This is a genomic window from Comamonas sp., assembly GCF_036643215.1.
Taxonomy (GTDB): domain Bacteria; phylum Pseudomonadota; class Gammaproteobacteria; order Burkholderiales; family Burkholderiaceae_C; genus Comamonas.
Window position 1 is genome coordinate 33108 of record NZ_JAVXSJ010000003.1, and the last position, 21849, is coordinate 54956.

Annotated in this window: 11 protein-coding genes and 1 pseudogene; 6 read left to right on the plus strand and 6 right to left on the minus strand. The window is 59.3% G+C overall.

Features of this window, described 5'->3' with window-relative positions; genetic code table 11:
- Positions 1–86 precede the first annotated feature (86 nt).
- From RSF91_RS03325 to RSF91_RS03350, 6 genes are all read left to right on the plus strand, one after another.
- On the plus strand, positions 87–1769 hold the full coding sequence (locus tag RSF91_RS03325; RefSeq protein ID WP_332567078.1) for an MFS transporter: 1683 nt from the start codon (positions 87–89) through the stop codon (positions 1767–1769).
- A 257-nt stretch (positions 1770–2026) separates the two neighbouring features.
- Positions 2027–3037 (plus strand): porin, encoded by a 1011-nt coding sequence (locus tag RSF91_RS03330; protein ID WP_332567079.1) that lies wholly within the window; start codon positions 2027–2029, stop codon positions 3035–3037.
- 168 nt (positions 3038–3205) lie between these two features.
- On the plus strand, positions 3206–3391 hold the full coding sequence (locus RSF91_RS03335; protein WP_332567263.1) for a hypothetical protein: 186 nt from the start codon (positions 3206–3208) through the stop codon (positions 3389–3391).
- 150 nt (positions 3392–3541) lie between these two features.
- A complete protein-coding gene (gene uvrA / locus RSF91_RS03340; protein ID WP_332567080.1) occupies positions 3542–9490 on the plus strand; it encodes an excinuclease ABC subunit UvrA in 5949 nt (1982 codons plus the stop codon).
- A gap of 132 nt (positions 9491–9622) precedes the next feature.
- The gene (locus RSF91_RS03345) at positions 9623–13696 is read left to right on the plus strand and encodes a Pls/PosA family non-ribosomal peptide synthetase (RefSeq protein ID WP_332567081.1); all 4074 of its coding nucleotides are present in this window, start codon (positions 9623–9625) and stop codon (positions 13694–13696) included.
- A 4-nt stretch (positions 13697–13700) separates the two neighbouring features.
- Positions 13701–14306 (plus strand): 4'-phosphopantetheinyl transferase family protein, encoded by a 606-nt coding sequence (locus RSF91_RS03350; RefSeq protein WP_332567082.1) that lies wholly within the window; start codon positions 13701–13703, stop codon positions 14304–14306.
- Here RSF91_RS03350 and RSF91_RS03355 read toward each other — a convergent pair.
- The 6 genes and pseudogenes from RSF91_RS03355 to RSF91_RS19805 all read right to left on the minus strand — a co-directional run.
- Positions 14300–14812 carry a hypothetical protein gene (locus tag RSF91_RS03355; RefSeq protein WP_332567083.1) on the minus strand — a complete coding sequence of 171 codons (513 nt, stop codon included), beginning with the start codon at positions 14810–14812 and terminating at the stop codon, positions 14300–14302. The genes RSF91_RS03350 and RSF91_RS03355 overlap by 7 nt on opposite strands.
- A gap of 128 nt (positions 14813–14940) precedes the next feature.
- Complete coding sequence (locus RSF91_RS03360) at positions 14941–16227, minus strand: TRAP transporter large permease (protein ID WP_332567084.1); 1287 nt, start codon at positions 16225–16227, stop codon at positions 14941–14943.
- A gap of 21 nt (positions 16228–16248) precedes the next feature.
- Complete coding sequence (locus tag RSF91_RS03365; protein WP_332567085.1) at positions 16249–16764, minus strand: TRAP transporter small permease; 516 nt, start codon at positions 16762–16764, stop codon at positions 16249–16251.
- A 190-nt stretch (positions 16765–16954) separates the two neighbouring features.
- Entirely contained in the window at positions 16955–17941 is a 987-nt protein-coding gene (locus RSF91_RS03370; RefSeq protein WP_332567086.1) for a TRAP transporter substrate-binding protein, read from the minus strand.
- A gap of 183 nt (positions 17942–18124) precedes the next feature.
- The gene (locus RSF91_RS03375) at positions 18125–21619 is read right to left on the minus strand and encodes an autotransporter family protein (protein ID WP_332567087.1); all 3495 of its coding nucleotides are present in this window, start codon (positions 21617–21619) and stop codon (positions 18125–18127) included.
- Between the two features lie 39 nt (positions 21620–21658).
- Positions 21659–21748: pseudogene (locus RSF91_RS19805) on the minus strand (ESPR domain-containing protein); the annotation flags it as partial.
- Positions 21749–21849 lie beyond the last annotated feature (101 nt).

Here is a 21849-nt window from a genome sequence, read left to right on the forward strand (position 1 = left end):
GTAAGTTAGCGGTCAGTTGTCGCTTTGATATTGGGCAAGCAGGTGAGTTGGCAGCGCCTGATATTTCAAAAATCAAGGAGACAACCATGGCCATCAACGCGACAGCAAATGTGGGAGGTAAGTCGGCCCCGCGGCCGATGAGCCCGGAGGAGCGCAAAGTCATCTTTGCGTCATCACTCGGAACGGTTTTCGAGTGGTATGACTTCTATCTGTACGGTTCGTTGGCGGCCATCATCGCCAAGCAATTCTTCAGTGGTCTGGATTCAGGCTCCGCCTTTATCTTTGCGCTGCTGGCCTTTGCGGCGGGCTTCATCGTGCGCCCATTCGGTGCACTGGTGTTTGGCCGCCTGGGAGACATGATCGGGCGCAAATACACCTTTCTGGTGACGATTTTGCTCATGGGTCTGTCCACTTTTATCGTGGGCATCTTGCCAACCTATGCCAGCATTGGTGTGGCTGCGCCCATCATCCTGATCGTGCTGCGCATGCTGCAAGGCCTGGCGCTGGGCGGTGAGTACGGCGGTGCTGCTACCTATGTGGCCGAGCATGCGCCGGACGGCAAGCGCGGTGCCTACACCTCCTGGATTCAGACCACGGCCACGCTGGGTTTGTTCCTGTCGCTGCTGGTGATTCTGGGTGTGCGCACATCTCTGGGCGAAGAGGCCTTTGTGGACTGGGGCTGGCGCATTCCCTTCCTGGTGTCCATCTTGCTGCTGGCGGTTTCTGTGTGGATTCGCATGACGCTGTCTGAGTCGCCTGCCTTCCAGAAAATGAAGGCGGAAGGCAAGGTGTCCAAGGCGCCTCTGACGGAGTCTTTCGGTCAGTGGAAGAACCTCAAGATCGTGATTCTGGCGCTGGTCGGTTTGACGGCAGGCCAGGCCGTGGTCTGGTACACGGGGCAGTTCTACGCGCTGTTCTTCCTGACGCAGCAGCTCAAGGTGGACGCTGTGACGGCCAACTTGCTGATTGCGGCTGCGCTGCTGCTGGGCACGCCGTTCTTTGTGATCTTCGGTACGCTGTCGGACAAGATTGGTCGCAAACCCATCATCATGCTGGGCTGTATTCTGGCTGTGCTGACTTACTTTCCCGCGTTCAAGGCACTGACTGAAGCGGCCAACCCTGACCTGGCTGCTGCACAGGCTAAGAACAAGGTGGTCATCGTTGCTGACCCTGCGGAATGCTCATTCCAGTTCAATCCGACCGGGACATCCAAGTTCACCAGTTCCTGTGACGTGGCCAAGCAAGCCCTGGCCAACCGCTCGGTGAGCTATGAAAGTGAAGATGCGCCTGCCGGAACGTCTGCGGTCATCAAGATCGGCAGCGACACCATCCCCGGCTATTCACTGGCTGGTTTGAGTGGCGACGAGTTGAAGGCCAAGAGTGCTGCATTCAACAAGGCCGTGACCGAGACCCTGAAGAAGGATGGCTACCCTGACAAGGCAGACCCCAGCAAGATGAACAAACCCTTGATGGTAGCCATCTTGTTCTATCTGGTGCTGCTGGTGACCATGGTCTACGGCCCTATCGCAGCCATGTTGGTAGAGCTGTTCCCCACACGCATCCGTTACACCTCGATGAGCCTGCCCTATCACATCGGTAATGGCTGGTTTGGCGGTCTGCTGCCGACCATGTCGTTCGCCATCGTGGCGCAGACTGGCAATATGTATAACGGCCTCTGGTACCCCATCATCATCGCGGGCGTGACCGCTGTGATTGGTACGCTGTTTGTGCCAGAAACCAAGGACCGCGACATCTACGCAGAAGACTGATTTGTTTGACGGGTGCTGCAAATTACGCAGCACCATTTTCAATGCCCGCAAGGCTCATGCCGCGCGGGCATTATCGTTTTTACTTAGAGATGGGTTGTGACAAAGGTGTGGCAACAAAGCATCATCGCGGCGATTTTTTGAGATGCAGATCAAGCTTTTTCGAGTGGCACACCTAGAATCAATCCTAGCCGCGGTAAGGCATCAAACCTACAGCCAATGCGGTGCAAAAACACTATCTCAAGATACAGGAGCATTGAATGACCAAGATGACTCGCATCGCACTGGCCACATTGGCTGTGATGGGCGCAACGACCGCAATGGCACAGAGCAGCGTGACGCTGTATGGCCGTATCAACACCACTGTTGAGCGCCAGAAGATTGGTGATGTGAACAACACCAAGATGGAGAACAATGCTTCGCGTTTTGGCCTGATGGGCACCGAAGATCTCGGCGGTGGTTTGAAGGCCGGGTTCGTTCTGGAATCTGGGTTTGCGTCTGATACTGGTGCTGGTGCTGGTGGTGGACTGTCTTTCAATCGTCAATCTGAAGTGAACCTGTCTGGCAATTTCGGTATGCTGCGTTTGGGTCACTGGTTGGCGCCATCCTACTACGTCACTGCTGATTACATCAGCATGCACAACCACGACACAGGCAAGTCCTCCGATGCGTTTTACGCCTACGGAACCAACGACAAGAATTCGCAGCCTTACAGCTCTAACGGCATCAGCTACAAGACTCCCACTTTTGGTGGTTTCAATGTGGAAGCCGGCGCCTATCTGCACGAAAAAAATCCCGCCCAATTTGGTAAAAAGAACCAGTATGACGTAGCCGCCAACTATGAAAATGGTGGCCTGGGTCTGGGCGCAGGCTATACCAAATTCGACGATGCCTCGCAGTACGCGGTTCGCGCTTCTTACAACTTTGGCTCTATCATCCTCGGCGGCTATGTGCAGCGCAGCAAGAACTTTGGCTTTGACCAGGTACCAGCTGCTGGGGTTGGTACGCGTACTGCCTATCGCCTGTCGGGTGCCTATTTCTTGGGTGCCAGCGAGTTCCATTTGAACGTAGGCCGTGCAGGCAGTTTGAAAAATGTGCCTGAGAGCAGCGCACTGCAATACACACTGGGCTACAACTACAACCTGAGCAAGCGCACCAAGGTTTACGGTTACTACACCAAGGTCAACAACAAGGCGGGTGCTAGCTACATGACTGGTGCGGCTGGTCAAGACTTCAGCTCCTTCGCTCTGGGCGTGCGCCACAACTTCTAATTTGTGCACCGCGTAAGCGGTGTATCCAGCACCTGCAGCTGATAATGCAGACCATTACTCCAAGTTCATACCCCATGTCGAAAGACATGGGGTTTTTTCTTATGCATTCGGCTTGCGTCAGTAAGCTCCGAGAAATGTGTGCCGGTTTCAATGGATAGCGATCAGTGCATGGAAAGTGCAGCCGTTCGCGACAACATCAAAAGACTGGAGACAAGCATGTGGAAGCTGGTGGTTGGATTTATCGTGTTTGCAGCGGTGTCGCTGTTCGTCATCATGAAGGCGGGCGACAAGGTGGATATGAGTGGTGAAAAGCATGGCGCAGATGCCATCTCTGCCCCGGCAGAAACCAAGTGAGAAGCCTGATATCAAATGAAAGCCCCGCAAGTCGGGGCTTTTTCTTTTGGGTGACTTAGTGATTTTGCAAAGTCGTAATGCACGTGTAGATCTGCGGTACATGTCAGGACTGCCTAGAATGTTTGGCCTCCATAGAAAAGACCGCAGAACATGACGCAGGGCCTGATTCGTATCCGTGGTGCACGCCAGCACAATCTTCGCAATCTGGACATCGATATCCGCACCGGTGAGCTGACCGTGGTCACGGGCCCCAGTGGCTCGGGCAAGTCCAGCCTGGTGTTCGATACGCTGTACGCCGAAGGCCAGCGCCGCTATGTAGAGACCTTCTCGGCCTATGCGCGTCAGTTCCTGGATCGCATGGACAAGCCTGCGGTGGATAAGGTCGAAGGCGTACCCCCCGCGATTGCGATTGACCAGACCAATCCCGTGCGTAACTCCCGCTCTACTGTGGGAACGATGACGGAGATTAACGATCACCTCAAGCTGCTGTTTGCGCGTGCTGGCAGTCTGTTTGACCGAGAGACGGCACTGCCAGTCAGCCACGATACGGCAGACACCATTTATGCCGCTCTGGCGCAGCGCTGCGAAGCGGCGGGCGACCCGCGTATTGCCATCACCTTTCCGGTCGAGCTGCCTGCCAATACGACAGCAGAAGAAGTGGAGCAATGGCTGTCTGCCAGCGGCTTTACCAAGGTACAGGCCGAGCGAGAGGTAGAGCGTGCTCTGCCAGCGGGTGAAGACGTTCCCGCCAAGGGCAAGAAGACCAAAGCGGCACCTGAAAAAATCAAGGTGCTGGATGTGATTGCTGATCGCTTTCGCCTCAGCAAGGCGGAGCGTGTGCGAGTCATGGAGGCGATTGAAGTCGGCCTCAAGCGTGGCAGTGGCCGTCTCACGGTTTATGTGCTGCCTGAGAGTGGAGTCGAGGCCGAGCCTGAGCTGTGGAAATTCTCGCAAGGCCTGCATTGCCCCGAAAGCAATCTGACTTACCTGCAGCCCATTCCCTCGCTGTTCTCCTTCAACTCGGCCGTGGGCGCCTGCGATGCCTGTCGCGGTTTTGGCCGCGTGATCGGGGTGGACTGGGGGTTGGTCATTCCCAACGACAAGCTCACGCTGCGCACGGGTGCCATCAAGCCGATTCAGACCCCGGCGTGGAAGGAAATCCAAGATGACCTGATGCGCCACTCCGAGGCCGAAGGCATTCCGCGCGATACCGCCTGGGCCAAGCTGACCAAAGAACAAAAAGACTGGGTGATCGAAGGCTCGCCCAACTGGAACGGCAAGTGGAGCCAGACCTGGTACGGCATTCGCCGCTACTTTGAATATCTGGAAAGCAAGGCCTACAAGATGCATATCCGGGTGCTGCTGTCCAAGTACCGCAGCTACACCGAATGCCCCACTTGCGGCGGTGCCCGCCTCAAGACCGAGAGCTTGCTCTGGCGCATCGGTGGCAAGCAGGCTGCCGATGCGGTGCTTCCCGCCCATGATGACAGTGGTCGATACCAGCGCTTTATGCCGCAGGGCGTGAAGTGGAGTCGCGAGCAACTGGAAGGTCTACCCGGCCTGTGCCTCCATGATTTGATGCGACTGCCCATTACGCGGCTGCGCGAATTCTTTGCTCAGCTGGCACCAAGCGCCGATACCGATAAGAACGATGGCGAGGCGCAGGCGCTCAAAATGCTGCACGCAGAAGTCATGACGCGACTGCAGTATCTGTGCGACGTGGGCATTGGCTATCTCACGCTAGACCGTCAGAGCCGCACGCTCAGCGGCGGCGAGGTGCAGCGTATTAACCTGACCACGGCGTTGGGCACCTCGCTGGTCAACACGCTATTTGTGCTCGATGAGCCATCCATTGGTCTGCACCCGCGTGACATGGAGCGAATCACCGAAGCCATGCAGCGCCTGCGCGATGCCGGCAATACGCTGGTGGTGGTGGAGCATGACCCGGCTGTCATGTTTGCCGCTGACCGCGTGATCGACATGGGCCCCGGCCCGGGTGCGCGCGGCGGCAATATCGTGTTTGACGGAACACCCGATGAGCTGCGCACTGCCGACACCTTGACCGGTGCCTATATGGGGGGGCGCAAGCAAGTCGGTTTCGGGCTCAAACGCATGGTGCTTGATTCCACGCCGCGTCTGATTCTGGAAGGCGCGCGCGAGCACAACTTGCAAGACATTAGCGTGGACTTTCCGCTGCAGCGTCTGGTGACGATTACTGGCGTGTCAGGATCTGGAAAATCCACGCTGATTCAGGATGTACTGGTTCCCGCACTGATGCGCCACTTTGGTAAACCGACCGATGCGGCTGGTGCGTTTGAGCGCCTGATGGGCGCGGATCATCTGGCCGATGTGATGTTTGTCGACCAGTCGCCCATTGGCAAAACGGCGCGCTCCAACCCGGTCAGCTATGTGGGGGCCTGGGATGCGCTGCGCGAGCTGTTTGCCGTGGCACCGCTGTCGCGCCAGCGCGGTTACACCGCTTCCAAGTTCAGCTTCAACAGCGGTGACGGGCGCTGCCCTACCTGCGGTGGATCGGGCTTTGAGCATGTGGAGATGCAGTTTCTCTCGGACGTGTATCTGCGCTGCCCCGACTGCAACGGCACACGTTATCGCCCCGAAATTCTGGAAGTGAAAATCGAGCGCAATGGTCAGTCCTTGAATGTGGCCGATGTGCTGGATTTGACCGTCGCCGAAGCTGCGTTGTTGTTCTCTCAAGACCGTGATGTGATTCGTGCGCTGCAGCCCATTGTTGATGTGGGGCTGGAATATGTGAAGCTGGGCCAGCCCGTGCCTACCTTATCGGGCGGCGAAGCCCAGCGTTTGAAGCTGGCAGGCTTTCTGGCCGAGGCCGCCAAGGCGCAGTCCAAAAGCAAGCAGTCGCTGGCCAAAAAAGGCACGCTGTTCCTGTTTGACGAGCCCACCACGGGCTTGCACTTTGAAGACATTGCCAAGCTCATGCGTGCGCTGCGAAAGCTGCTCGAAGCCGGGCATTCGTTGATCGTCATCGAGCACAACCTGGACGTGATTCGCGCCAGCGACTGGCTGATTGATCTGGGGCCCGAAGGCGGCGACGGCGGCGGTCTGATCGTGGCCCAAGGTACGCCTGAAGATGTGCGCCATGTGAAGGCATCGCACACGGCGCAGGCCCTGCGTGAATACGACCTGGCCATGGGTGTGGGCGGCGAGGCGGTGCGTGAAGTCGCCCCCATGCTCTACAAACCAGAGCGCAGAGCCAAGGCGGCACAAGCGCCACAGGCCAAGAATGCGATTGAAATCGTCAACGCCAAAGAGCACAACCTCAAGTCGCTAAGCGTGGATATTCCGCGCGGCAAGTTCAATGTGGTGACGGGTGTTTCAGGCTCGGGCAAGTCCACGCTGGCGTTCGATATTCTGTTCAACGAAGGCCAGCGCCGCTATCTCGAATCGCTCAATGCCTATGCACGCTCCATCGTCCAGCCCGCAGGCCGGCCCGAAGTGGATGCTGTGTATGGCATTCCGCCGACGGTGGCGATTGAGCAGCGCCTGTCTCGCGGTGGGCGAAAGTCCACGGTGGGCACGACCACCGAGGTCTGGCATTTCCTGCGCTTGCTCTACGTCAAACTGGGCATTCAGCACTGTATTCACGACGATGCCATCGTGCAGCCGCAAACAGAGGAAAGCATTGCCGCGCAGCTGATGACGAACTTCCGTGGCCAGACCATTGGCCTGCTGGCGCCGCTGGTCGTCAACCGCAAGGGCGTCTATACCGAGCTGGCCGACTGGGCCAGGCCCAAGGGCTACACCCATCTGCGGGTGGATGGCGAGTTTCTGCCGACCACGGGTTTTCCACGCATCGACCGCTTCAAGGAACACACGATCGAGCTGCCCGTGGCCAGCGTGACGGTGACTGCTGCCACCGAGAAAGAGCTGCGCGCTCATCTGCGTCAGGCGCTGGAGATTGGCAAAGGTGTGCTGCATGTGCTGTCAGGCCTGGAAAATCTGGCCGATGCCATGCAGGGTGGGCAGAGCACGGCGGGTATTGGTGCGCTGCAGGTGTTCTCCACCCAGCGCGCCTGCCCGGTTTGTGCCACCAGCTATGCCGAGCTGGACCCGCGTCTGTTCTCGTACAACAGCAAGCATGGCTGGTGCCCCGACTGCGTGGGCACGGGCGTGAAGCTGACCAAGGACCAGCGCAAGGTCTATGACGACACCTTGCTGGCCGAAGACAACCGGGGCCGCGAAGTGAAGTTCGAGGGCCAGGAAGTGGAAGATCTCGCCGAAGTGGCATGCCCCAAGTGCCATGGCACGCGACTGAACCCCACGGCGCGGGCCGTGAAATTTCACAATGTCGGCATTACCGATGTGGCGCAGCTCTCGGTAACCGATGTGCGCCGCTGGGTGCAGCAGCTGGCGCTGTCGGGTCGTGAAAGCGATATTGCACGCGACCTGATTCCTGAAATTCAGAGCCGTCTTGAATTCCTCGAAGAGGTTGGCCTCAACTATCTGACGCTGGACCGTGGCGCGCCTACGCTCAGTGGCGGCGAGGCGCAGCGTATTCGCCTTGCCGCCCAGCTGGGCAGCAATCTGCAGGGCGTCTGCTATGTGCTGGATGAGCCTACGATTGGCCTGCATGCACGCGACAACCAGATCCTGCTGAACGCCCTGCACAAGCTTGGTGACAAGGGCAATACGCTGGTGGTGGTGGAGCATGACGAGGACACGATTCGCCGTGCCGATCACATCATCGATATTGGACCCAGTGCTGGTATTCGTGGCGGTCGTCTGGTCGCTCAAGGTTCGGTGGCTGACATCATGGCAGCCGAGGAATCCGTCACTGGCCGCTACCTGCTGCACGCCATGCGCCACCCCTTCAAGCCACGCCTGTGGGTGGGCGAGGGCGAGCCGCCAGCAGCATCGGTTGCAGAGTCGTCTGCTATCAATGCAGAAGCTACTAGCGCCGTTGATGTAGCGGTTTCAGAGATAAAACCATCTAAAACCAAGAAAAAGAAGGTGGTAGCAGCTATTGAAAATGTAGTGTCTGAGGACAGTAATGCACTGCGCTGGCTCAGCGTGCTGGGTGCCAATCTGCACAACCTGCAGAACGTGGATGCTCGCGTGCCGCTCAAGCGACTGGTGGCTGTGACGGGTGTGTCTGGTTCCGGCAAGTCCACGCTGGCGCGCGATGTGTTGCTGACCAATGTGGCGGCCTGGGTGCAGCAGCGATCGACCAAGGCCGGGCGCGATGCCATGGATGCGGGGCAGTCGCCCAAGCTGGTCGGCTGCAAGGGCATCAAGGGCTTCGAGACGGTGGACCGCGTGCTGGAAGTCGATCAGACACCGATTGGCAAGACGCCGCGCTCCTGCCCGGCCACCTATATCGGTTTCTGGGACACGATCCGCAAGCTGTTTGCCGAGACCCTGGAGGCCAAGGCGCGCGGCTATGCGGCGGGGCGCTTCTCTTTCAACACCGGCGAAGGCCGCTGCCCGGCCTGCGAAGGGCAGGGCGTGCGCACCATCGAAATGAGCTTTTTGCCCGATGTGAAAGTGGCTTGCGAAGTCTGCCACGGCGCGCGCTTTAACCCCGAGACGCTGGCCGTGACCTGGCGCGGCAAGAGCATTGGTGATGTGCTGCAGATGGAGGTCGATGAGGCGGTGGAGTTCTTTGCCGCCATGCCTTCCATTGCGCACCCGCTGCAGCTGCTCAAGGATGTGGGGCTGGGCTATCTCACGCTGGGCCAGCCCTCGCCTACGCTGAGCGGTGGAGAGGCCCAGCGCATCAAGCTGGTGACCGAACTGACCAAGGTGCGTGACGAGATTGGCCGCCGTGGCCAGAAGGCACCGCATACGCTGTATGTACTGGATGAGCCCACAGTGGGACTGCACATGGCGGATGTGGACAAGCTCATCCACGTGCTGCACCGCTTGGTGGATGGTGGCCACAGCGTCATCGTCATCGAGCATGACCTGGACGTGATTGCCGAGGCGGACTGGATCATTGATCTGGGCCCTGAAGGCGGCAATGACGGCGGCCGCATCGTGGCTGAGGGCACTCCAGAGGAGCTGGTCAAGATCGGTACCCACACAGGCAAGGCATTGGCTCCGGTTCTGGCACGGCAGTGATGCAATAAAAATATTGATCAAGGGTTGAGCACTACACAGAAACTCCACGCTGCTCCGAATAATCAGCGTGGAGAAATGAGTGGCACCACGGTGTCCGGGTGTGTGGTTGCATCCGGGGTTGCTGCTGAATCCATGTCTGAAACGGTTGTCTTGCGCGGGCCTGAAAGGCCGGACTTGCTGCGCCATGAGGTGCTGGCGGATATTTTTGAAGCAACGGCTGCTGCCCATCCTGAGCAGATTGTGCTGATTGAGGGGCAGGGCGATCAGCTGCGGCAACGCAGCTATGCCCAGCTGGATGCCGAGGCCAGCCTTGCAGCCCACCGGCTGATCGAGGCCGGCATACGCCCCGGCGACATGGTGGGCCTGTGGCTGCCGCGCGGCATCGAGTTGCTGACCCTGCAACTGGCCATTGCCAAGACCGGGGCAGCCTGGCTGCCCTTTGATGCTGAAACCCCGCTGGAGCGCATTGCGACCTGCCTTGAAGATGCACAGGCCAAGGCGCTATTGATTACGCAGCTGCATACGCAAGCAGTACAAGCGCAGCAGAGCATTACGGCGCAGATATTTTCAGAAGTTGATCTGCTGGCGGCATTGCCCCAAGGTGTTGATCTGCGCCGCCGTGAGGGCGCACTGCCCAGCCACCCGGCCTATGTGATCTACACCAGCGGCTCCACGGGCAAGCCCAAAGGTATTGCCATCACGCAGGGCAGCATCTGCCATTTTTTGCGCAGTGAGAATGCACGCCTTGGCGTGCGCCAGAGCGACAAGGTGTATCAAGGCTTCTCGGTGGCCTTTGACATGTCGTTCGAGGAAATCTGGATCAGCTATCTGGTGGGGGCCACGCTATGGCTGGCCCCGCGCGAAATTGCTGGCGACCCCGAGGCCCTGCCTCAGGCGCTGATTGCGCAGCAGGTCACGGTGCTGCATGCCGTGCCCACGCTGCTGGCGCTGTTCGCGCAGGATGTGCCCAGTCTGCGCCTCATCAATCTGGGCGGTGAGATGTGCCCTGAAACACTGGTGGCGCGCTGGGCCCATGCGTCCCGTCAGATGTTCAACACCTACGGGCCTACCGAGGCCACGGTATCGGCCAGTCTGGCTGAACTCAAGGCGGGCGAGCCCGTGACCATTGGCTCGCCCCTGCCCAATTACGCCATGGTGGTGGTGCAGGTGATTGAGGCGGACAGCTTTGCCGCAGGCACAGCACCCGCGCTGTACGGTCTGCCGCAGGGCGAGGTGGGCGAGCTGTGCATTACCGGCCCCGGAGTGGCGGCAGGCTATCTGGGCCGGCCAGAACTGACGGCCGAGAAATTTTTGCACAACCCCTGGGCCAATGGGCCGCAGGACGAACGCCTGTACCGCACGGGTGATCTGGCACGCATTGATGAGCAGGGGCAGATTCACTGTCTGGGCCGGGCCGATGATCAGGTCAAGATTCGCGGATTTCGGGTGGAACTGGGCGAGATTGAAGCCGTGCTGGCGCAGCAACCGGGCGTGGGCACCACGGCGGTGCTGCTGCGCAAGGATGACGGCATGGATCAACTGGTGGCCTTTTACGTGCCCACCGATGAACCGCCCACGCCATCGGCGCTGCGCAGCGCGCTGGCCGAGCGGCTGCCGCCCTATATGGTGCCCGCCCGCTTTGATGCCTTGAGCGAGATGCCGCGCCTGACCTCGGGCAAGATCGACCGCAAGGCGCTCAAGGCCATGCCGCTGTCCACGGTGGCGGAATTGTCAGATTCCGATACACCAGAGACGCCGGCCGAGGAGCTGCTGTTTGCCGCACTGGCTCAACTTTTCCCCGGGCAGCCGGTGCGTCGTGGGCTGGATTTTTTCAGCGACCTGGGTGGGCATTCGCTGTTTGCCGCACGCTTGATCTCGCAGCTGCGCGCTGACCCGCGCTTTGCGCAGGCGACCGTGAGCACGATTTATCAGCAGCGAAAGATCGGTTTGATTGCCGAGGCCTTGCAGGCGGTCATGTCCGTGGGGGATGCTGAGGCGCAGGAGCGCCCTTTCCGTATTCACTCCGCGTGGCGGCGCTGGCGCTGCGGGGCGGCGCAGGCGCTGGTGATTCCGCTGCTGGTGCTTATCAAGATGGCCCAGTGGCTGGCGCCGTTTTTTACCTACCATTTCTTCACCGGCGATGAGATGGACTCCGTGCCGTTTGCCGTCGCCATGTCGGTGCTGGCATTTGCCATTGCAACGCTGGCCGAGTTCGCGATTGCTGGGGCCGGAAAGTGGCTGATCGCAGGGCGATTGAAGCCGGGCCGCTACCCGCTGTGGGGCTTGACGTATTTCCGCTGGTGGCTGGCCGACAGGCTGGTGGACGCCGTGCCACTGGCCATGATTACCGGCTCATCGCTGCACCCGATGTGGCTGCGCATGCTGGGCGCGAAGGTGGGGCATGAATGCAATCTGGGCTCGATGACGGTGCGTGCCCCTGATCTGCTGCGCATTGGCGACGGCGCGAGCATAGGCAATGCGGTCAGTCTGGAGAATGCCCGCGTTGAAGGCGGCGAGCTGGTGCTGGGCCACATCGATATTGGCAATGAAGTCTGCATTGGCTCGTATGTGGTGATTGAAGGCAATACGCGGCTGGAAGACTGGGCGCATCTAGAAGGCCAGTCCGCACTGGCCGATGGCACGGTACTGCCTGCACGCAGCGTGTGGGCGGGGTCGCCTGCGCGAGAAGTAGGTCGTTTCGATCCTGCCAGCCTGCAGCCGCGCCACCTGGTGGGCCGCCTGCGCAAGGCCGTTGAAATGCTGGTCTATCTGACTGGCGGTCTGCTGGTTGCTACGCTGTTCTTCATGCCGGTTTTCCCGACCTTCATGCTGATCGATATTCTGGATATTGAGGAAATTTCGGTCAGGCCGCTGCTGGAGCAAGGCATTGTCGATGCGGGCGGTGCCTTTGTGCTGCGCTTCATTAAATTCTTCCTGCTGGCCCTGCCTGCCAGCGCGGTGCTGGTGGCCTGCACGGTGCTGGTAGCGGCCTTGGTGCGCTATCTGTTTTTGCCACGCACCAAGGCGGGCACCTGGTCCATTCACAGCCGCCGCTATCTGGGCAAGTGGATGGTCAACCAGATTCAAGAGGCTAGCCTGAGTACGCTGCACGGCATTTATGCCACGGTGTATTCATCGACCTGGTACCGACTGCTGGGTGCCAAGGTGGGCAAGCAGACGGAGTTGTCTACCGCTTTGGGCGTGGTGCCCGACATGCTGACGCTGGGCGATGAATGCTTTGTGGCCGATGCGGTGATGCTGGGCGATGAACATATCGACGGCGGCTGGATGACGGTCAAACCCACGGTCGTTTCGCGCCGCAGTTTTATTGGCAACGGGGCTTATGTGCCTGATGGCTCGACCATCCCCGAGAACGTGCTCGTCGGCGTGATGACGGCCGTGCCGCGCAATGCCGATATGCAGAGTGGCGATACTTGGCTGGGCTCGCCTGCCATCAACCTGCCTGCGCGCGAGGTGGCTCAGGGCTACCCCGAGCATTTGACGTTTACACCGTCGCTGTGGCGGCGCGTGGGGCGCGGGCTGGTGGAGGCCTTTCGCATCGCCGTGCCCCATGCGCTGGTGATTGCCGTGGGTTACGCCGTGGTGCTGGATGCTATGCCGCTGGCCTCTGCCGATCGCTGGGGCGCTGTGGTGCTGGATCTGGCTATTTCAGGGGTGATCTTTGGCATGGTGGTCTTTGTGCTGGTGGCGCTCTTCAAATGGCTGGCCGTGCGCCGCTACAGCAAGACAGCCGTGCCCATGTGGACGCCATTTGTCTGGCTCTCTGAAGCGGTTACCAATCTGTATGAAGGCCTGGCGGTTCCCAATTTCCTGCGCTATCTGCGCGGCACGCCCTGGCTGCCGCTTGCCCTGAACCTGATGGGTAGCCGCATTGCCTCCAGTGCCTGGCTCGATACCACAGACATCACCGAGCACGACTGTGTGCAGATCGGTGAGCACAGCGAACTCAATGCACTTTGCTGCCCGCAGACGCATCTGTTTGAAGACCGGGTGATGAAGATCGACCAGGTACTCATAGGTAGCCGCGTGACCATGGGTGCCCGCTGCACGGTGCTGTATGGCGCAACGGTGGGTGACGGCGTGCAGCTGGGGCCGCTGACGCTGGTGATGAAGGGCGAGGCTTTGCCTGCGGCCACGCACTGGCAAGGTGCCCCCGCTGCTCCGGTCGTGCCCAGGGCGGCATAAGCGAATGCAGGTTCAGCACTGCTTTGTAGATGGCGAATCCCTGCACACTGCCCCGCAGTTGCGGCTGGTGCAGGGCTTGAGCCATGACAGAGAGCAGGCGCGATTGCAGGTCCGTGCAGCCTTGCGCAGCTGTCTGGCCCAGGATTTGGGCTGTCCTGAAGCTGCCTTGCAGATCAGCAACCAGCGCAACGAGGCACCGCATCTGTGGCTGTATGGCGAGAGGCTTGGCCAGCCCTTTTGCTCTATCAGCCATGCGCCGGGACTGGCTCTGCTGGCCTGGCATGACGGCGGGCCGGTGGGCGTGGATATTCAGGCCGTGAACGATGGAGTATCGCGCCGTGAATTACTGGCGGTGGCTCAAATTTTCTTAGCGCCAAATGCGGTTCAAGCGCTTGATGGTGTTGCGCAAGATGCTCTGTTTTTCAAAGCTTTTGCAAGCGCGTGGGCAACGCAGGAAGCTCGTTTGAAATGCGCGGGTGTGGGGCTGGTGGAGTGGAGCGCAGAACTCGAAACCTCTCTGGCATGCCTGCAATGCACACCCGTGGCGCTGGCGGATGGTTATGCAGGCACTGTTGCATGGCATCGGCGTTCAGACCACGTAGATCACTGAATCCAGCCGCCGCGCTTGGCGTGGATGCGCGTCCAGTCGTTGTCCAGCTTGCCGTTGTGAATTTCGCACGAGGCTTTTTTGTTGAACGTCGTCTCGTTCACGATGCCAAATTGGTTGACGATGGATGCGCGCACCGGAATGGTGATGGTCAGCACCCGTTGCTCTTTGGTGAAGTCTAGATATTGGGTGCCGGGTGGCAGCTGCATTTCCTTCTGGTACCAGGCCAGGCAGAGCTTGGCCTCTTGCTCATAGACGCTGGCTGGAATGTGCGCGGGTGGCGGCGGTAATGGGCGGGTGGGCTCTTGCGGCAGCGTCACGACCTGGCCACTACCCGCCAGCGGCGCAGCCAGTATGGGCGCAGGCGCTGTCTGAATCTCCGTGGCCTGCATGCCGGAGTGACAGGGTGCATCCTGATACCAGGTCTGAGTCCCATTGCTGCATTTCATGATGGCCAAGGCTCCGGGGCTGATGGCCAGCAGTGCCAGTAAAGACAGAAGTTGCTTCATGGACGGTGTTCTTGTGGAGAGATGCTTCTATTGTGCCCACCAGTCGAACTTGAACTATTGCAGTTGCGGCCATGAAAAAGGGCTGCCAATCTTGCGATTGGGCAGCCCTTTTAGGCTTACTCAGCGTCTTACTGGAAGCCCAGCAGGTGCGGCAGCCAGGTCGATATCTGGGGGATAAAGGTCAGCATGCACAGCACGACAAAGTGCGCGAGCAGGAACAGCGGCATCTCGCGCGTCAGGTCGGTAATCGAGACGCGCGTGGCAACCGAGGTCACAAACAGCAGGCCACCCACGGGCGGCGTAATCATGCCCAGTGTGAGGTTGACGATCACCACCATGGCAAAGTGCGTGGGATCAATGCCAAGGCTGAAAGCGATGGGGGCCAGAATGGGCACCAGAATCATCACGCCTGGCAGCGGCTCCATGAATATGCCGAAGACCAGCAGCAAGATGTTCACCGCGACCAGGAACATCACGGGGGACAGCTCCCAGCTCACGATCAGCTCGGACAGGTATTGTGGAATGCCTTCCACCGTCAGCACCCAGGCAAAGGCGGCCGAAGTCGCCATCACCAGCAGCACGGATGCGGTGAGCATGGCTGAGCGCGCCAGAATGCCGGGCATGGCCGACCACTGCAGCGTGCGGTACACCCACTTGCCGCAGACCAGTGCGTAGAACACGGCGACCACAGAGGCTTCTGTGGGCGTGAAGATGCCAAAACGAATGCCAACGACGATGAGCACGATCAGCATCAGCGCAGGGATGGCCTTGAAGCTGTTGACCCACATTTCGCGTGCCGAAGGGCGAGGCTCTGTCGAGCGGTAGTCACGCTTTTTGCAGACCCACCAGTTGACGGCGGCCATGGCCAGCGCAATCAAAATGCCGGGGATAAAACCCGCCATGAACAGGCCGCCCACGGACACGTTTTCATCCTGCAGCGCATAGATGATCATGCTGACCGATGGCGGAATGATGGGGCCGACGATGGCGGTGCTCGCGGTGAGAGCCGCAGCATAGGGGCGGCTGTAGCCGGCCTTGTCCATCATCTTGACCATCATCGAACCGGGACCAGCTGCATCGGCCAGCGCCGAGCCGGAGATGCCCGAGAACAGCGTGAGCGACATGACGTTGGCATAACCGAGGCCGCCCCGCAGATGGCCGACAAACTGCGCCGCAAAGCGCAGCAGAACATGCGTGAGCGCACCGCCTGACATCAGCTCGGCGGCCAGAATGAAGAAGGGAACAGCCATCAGCGGAAAGCTGTCGATGCCCGTGAACATTTCCTTGAAGACGATCAGTTGTGGATAACGTCCGCCAACAAACACCGCCAGCGCTGCTGAGATAGCCAGCGCGAATGCCACCGGAAAGCCCAGCGTGAGCAGGACGATGATGGCAATAAATAAAGTGATACCCATGATGTGTGAACCTGTGCTGTCTTAGATGGACGCGGCTGCGTCGGCGTCCATTTCGTCGGACTCGGCAAAGTCGCCGGCCTTGATATAGCCACGGGAAATGAAGAGCAGGTGGACAAACATCAGCACAAAGCCAACAGGCATGGCGCCGTAGATGTAGGAGATGGGGATGTCCGTGGCCGCCGTGGTCTGAAAGCGCGTGGCATAGACATACTGCGAAGACGCGACGGTCATCACGGCAAAGAACACGAGCAGACTGATGACGACAAAGCCGCGAATGTACTGGGCGCTGCGGGTGCTGACGCTGCGGTGCAGATTGTCGATGGCCACATGGCCGCCAAAGCGCAGCACGAGACCGGCACCCAGAAAGGTGACCCAGATCATCATGTGACGAGCCACTTCTTCGGCCCAGACAATGGAGTCACCCGTGGTGTAGCGCAGCACCACATTGGCAAAAACGATGCAGGCCATGGCCAGCAACAGCACGATGAGCAGCCAGCGGTTGCCAGCGACAAGAGTGCGTTCGATACGATCAAGCATAGGAAGTGGGGCGTCAACAGCGTGCACGGTGAGTGCCGTGTTGAAGAGCAGAAAAGAGATGAGGTCATCATGCCGCGCAAGGCATGAGTTTCCATTCGGAGTGCCCGCAGTCCTCAACGTCTGATGCGCATGGCACTCAGATGGAGAAGCCGGTGACGTGTGCCACCGGCTGTAAGGACTCAGACGCGAATTACTTCACGCTGGTGATGGAGTCCAGGGTCTTCTGGCCAAACTTCTTGGCGTATTCCTTGTAGGCGGGTTCCAGCGCGGTGCGGAAGGCGGCTTGGTCCACCTTTTCAACGACCTTCATGCCGTTGGCCTTGGCTTCTTCAACACCCTTCTTTTCCACGCTGTCCACAAAGCCGCGCGATGCGATGGCGCCTTTCTTGGCACCTTCGGTGAAGGCTGCCTTCTGGCTGGCGTTCAGTGAGCCCCAGAACGAGGGCGACACGATCAGAGCCATGGGGGCGTAGACGTGCGAAGTCAGAGTCAGGTGCTTTTGCACTTGCCACAGCTTGGCGGACACCAGCACGGACACAGGATTTTCCTGGCCGTCGATCGTGCCTTGCTGCAGAGCGCCGATCACTTCGGGCCAGGACATGGGGGTAGGCGATGCGCCAAGGGTGCGGAAGGCCGTGATGTGCACGGGGTTCTCGGTCACGCGAATCTTCAGACCCTTGAGGTCGGGCACGCCGTTGACGGCATGCTTGTTGTTGCTCAGGTGGCGAAAGCCTTGCTCGCCCCAGGCCAGAGCGATCAGACCGCGCTTCTGGAACTTGGCTAGCAGGTCCTGACCAAAAGCACCATCCATCACGGCGCGTGCATGTTGTGTGTCGCGGAACAGGAAGGGGATGTCCACCACGCCCACGTCAGGCACAAAGTTGCTCAGTGCGCCGGTGGAGACGATAGCCGCTTCCACGGTGCCCAGCTGCAGACCTTCGATCAGCTCGCGTTCGCCGCCCAGCGCGGATGCAGGGAACTGCTTGAACTTGTAGGCACCGTTCGTGCCTTTTTCCACGCCTTCGCCCCAGGCGTTGGCGGCTGCACCGTAGTGCGAATTGATCGCCAGCGCATAGCCAATCTTGACTTCCTTGCCCTGAGCAAAAGCAGTGCCGGCAGCCAGCGTTGCAGTGGCGGCTACGGCCGTGGCGACAAAAGTGCGGCGAATCATGCGCATGGTTTAGGTCTCTCTGAAATGTTTTGAAATGAATCAAAAATTGTAGTGAGTGCCAACCATGGGTTTGTACGGATAGGGTGGTCGTCTTGTACGCACTGGCTCATCGCGGTTTGCGATGGGGTGACATGAAAAAGCCCGCAGGGCAGGCCTGCGGGCTAGAGGTTTAGGGGCTCGGGGGAAGGCTTACCAGTTCCAGCGCAGGCCCGCCTTGGCAGCCCATGCATCGCCCTTGTTGCCGCCAACGCCCGTGGCATAGGACAGCGAGCCATAGACGGCCAGCTGCTTGTTGATCTGCTGATCAATGCCGCCAGTCAGTCCCACGGCCGTGCCTTTGAGTGAGTTCTTGAAGATTGGCTCTGCACCGCCCTGTGCCGAGATGTAGCGAGCCTGTGTCTCGCCCTTGAACTCATGCATCAGATCAGCGCGCACCCACAGCTTGGAGTCTGGCTTTGTTTGGTAGGTGGCTTGCACACCCAGACGGCCCCACAGAGAGTTACCGCTGCCAAAGTCATAGCTGCCAATGCGCTGACCGCTTTCGACCACATTGACCTTATCCAGCGAGACATGCTGCCAGCGCAGTTGTGCTTGAGGCGTCAGCGTCCAATCGGAGTTCAAAGCAAAAGGTACGCCGCCTTCAATCGATGCGCCAAAGCCTTTGCCACCGTTCTTGGTGCCGCTGGCGCCATGTGCGCTGGTCTTGACGTCATAGTCGGTGTACTGCAGCACGGCATCCAGATACTGACCTTGTTCGGCAATGCGACTCCAGTACAGACCCAGTGTCTTTCCTTCGATGCGGGTCTTGCCTGCATTGCCCCATTGCTGGGTGCCGTAGTTCAGGTAATTGACATCACCGCTGGTCTGACCCAGTGCCACATAAGCACCTGCCGTCTGACGGGCGTTGCCGGACTGGCTGCGGTAGAAGTCCATGCCCAGTTGTGCGATGTAGGTGTTGTAGTCGATGCCCGGAGACACGCTCTGGTCGCCTGCTCCTGTGCCATAGCGCTTGCCGCCATCGCGGCTGCCGCCCTGGGCAATCACGCGCACCCAGCCGGGAGCCGATTGCTCTTGCACTGGTTGATTTTTCAAGCCGTAGCCATAGACGCGGCCGCCCATGCGCTCTTGCCATGTGTCCATCGTGGCTGCGCCATGCAGCAGTGCCAGTGTGGGCGCAGCAGCCATGACGGCGGTCTGTGCGCTGTAGTTCTGCTGAGGTGCAGGCGCAGGAGTCGGCGCAAGGGATGGTGCAGGAGTCGGGGTCGGTGTTGGCGCAGGCGCAGGCGATGGCGCCGGAGTGGGTGATGGCGTGGGCGAAGGAGCTGGTGCAGGTGGCTCACCCGTCCGCGGATCGATATAAGGAGGCACTTTGCTGGTCAGGTACCAGCTTTCATCGGCATTGCGACCCAGGCTGTAGTTGTAGGCACCGGCGGAGACGACTGCGGCACCGTCCGCAAGGGCAAAGGCGCCAGTGTCGGTTGTTGCGCCATTGATGGCATTCACCACCTGGATGCCGTTACCTGTGGTTTGCGCGCCTAGACCGCCTTTGTTGGTGATATCGATGGCGGTGTTACCGCTGGCTTTTCCGCCGTCAATGATCAGCTTGTCTGTGAGTGAGCTGCTGTCGCCCAGCTGTGTGTTGATCAGCAGTTTGCCGTTATTGCCGGCATAGTTGCCCTGTACCGTCAAGGTGTTGAAGGCATTGGCTGCGCTGTTGCGCAGATCCAGCGTACCGGCGTTGTTCACACTGCCTGCAATCGTTCGGGCGGTGGAGGCGGCACCTGCAATTGCCATCGACGAAGTGGAGTCGATATTGAGCTGCCCGGTGGGGCCACCCAGATTGATATCGCCGGTCAAACGCGCGGCGCTGGCATTTTGCAGATTGAGTGTCTGCCAGTTCAGCACATTCACGCCTTGTGCGGGCGTATCGGCGGCTGCGCTATAGATGTCGAGGCTCTTGCCTTGCAGGGTCAGCGTGTTCGTGCCTGCACCACCATCCAGGCGGGGTGTCTGGCTCAAGTCATAAGCTGCTGCAAACAAGGCGGAGTCATTGCCTTCCCCCATGTTCAGCGTGCCGACCAGGTTACCTGCAGTACCGGTAAAGCTGTCGTTGCCGGCCATGGTGAATACATCGCCCTGAAAGCTACCACCTGTCTGGGTAATGTGGTCTGCGCCGCTGCCGCCAAGATAGGCCGCGCTGGTGCTGGGTGTCTGAGCTGGCTGCATGCCCACCGAGCCGCCCTTCATGGCAAAGCTGTTGCTGCCTTGGGTGGCAGAGAGGTCAATGACCGCATTGCTGTCAGCCGCTGTCTTTTGGATCTGGCCGCTGTTGCTCAGGCTGACCTGCGTAGTGGCCTCACCCGAAGCCGCCAGAATGGCCGAGCGTGCGCCAGAAATCGTGCCGCTGTTGTCGATGCTGATAATGCGAGCGGTACCTGCTGTGGCAGATACATCGGCGATTTGTAGCGCACCCAGCGTGGTGCTGGAAGAGCTCAGCGTGCCGCTGTTGACGATGCCGGTATTGCCCACACCGGAGGTGGGCAGGTTTACGGCTGCCGCTGTGGCGGAGATATTGGCAGCGTTGTTTAGGTTCAACTGCCCAGCGCCTGCGTGGCTGAGGGCAACGCCTGTGCTATTAGCTTGCTGAAGATTAAAGGACGCGCCAGAGTCAATCTGAATGCTGGCATTGGCGGTGGATGCTGTTGTTGATGCCAGCGCGACTGCGGTGTTGCTGGCACCCAGCGCATTGAATGTGGTTTTATCTCCCACATGAAGCTGGAACGTTCCCGTTTGTCCGGCTGGAGCAGATGCTGTGCCCAACGCTATCACGCCACTTTCGTTAGTGCTTGAGCCTTGCAGCAAGGTGAATAATGCGTTGGTGCCACTTCCATACGTGTTGAATGTCGCGGCTTCATGAACTTGGATCAGGCCTGAACCACCGTTAGCCGTATGCCGCCAGTTGTAAGGCGTGTTTTGTAAGGTCGTGGCCTTCAGTGCATTGATGTCGGCGTTGGTATAGCTGTCCGAGGTGATCGCGTTGGTATTTGCGCCCAGATTGGCGTTGTAGCTACTTCCACCGGGTTTAACCTGCTGTTGTACATCTACTGTACTGCCCCAAGGGTACTGGCCGGCAGTGCTTGAAAGCAGACCGCCAACGGTCAAGTGGTTGGCGCCTCCAATACGAAGGGCTTCGCCTACAGGCTGGTCACTGTAGAACCCCACGTCAAGGTTGCCGGCTACATGGAGATTGCCGTTGGCCAGCTCAAGTGCTGCGGAACCTAGGTTTTGATTGCTGTAGTCCCAGCGATAAGCGGACATGTTGCCACTGACATTCATGGTGCCCCCAGCAGCGATATACACCGTTCTTGTGTAGCCCCGGCCAGAGCTACCAATATAAATATTTTGGGCGTTGATCGTGCTTTTATCGCCGTTGGTATTGGGGTTGGGAGAGGCGTTGCCATTGATGCTCAGTCCGTGGATTTGCCCGCCGTTGTAGGCCAGGATCGAGACCTTGGGCTGAGTAAAGGTCAGCACGCCGCCGGAGAAGACGTAGACCGTGTTGGCGCTGGAGTAGGTGGTGTGTATGGCGCTGCAGTTGGAGCTGTCGGTGGCGCCAACGCTCCAGTTCGGCGAAGACTGGTTGTCTATGCATTCGGCCAGGGCTTGTGAGGTTACACCAGACATTCCCAGCAGCAGGCTGCAAAGCACCATTTTTTTGACACTACTGCTTTTGCCGCGCGCACGTGAAATCTCTGACGTTGCTACCCAGGCGCCCAGCGCTTGGTTCCAAACAGATCGATAGGACTTATTCATTAATTCACCTGATCAAATAGATTTTGGTGAATTAGATGTTTTCTATGAAACTGTTTATTTAGGTTAAAAGTTGTTATGAAGGAAGGTGTTTTGCTTTCTGC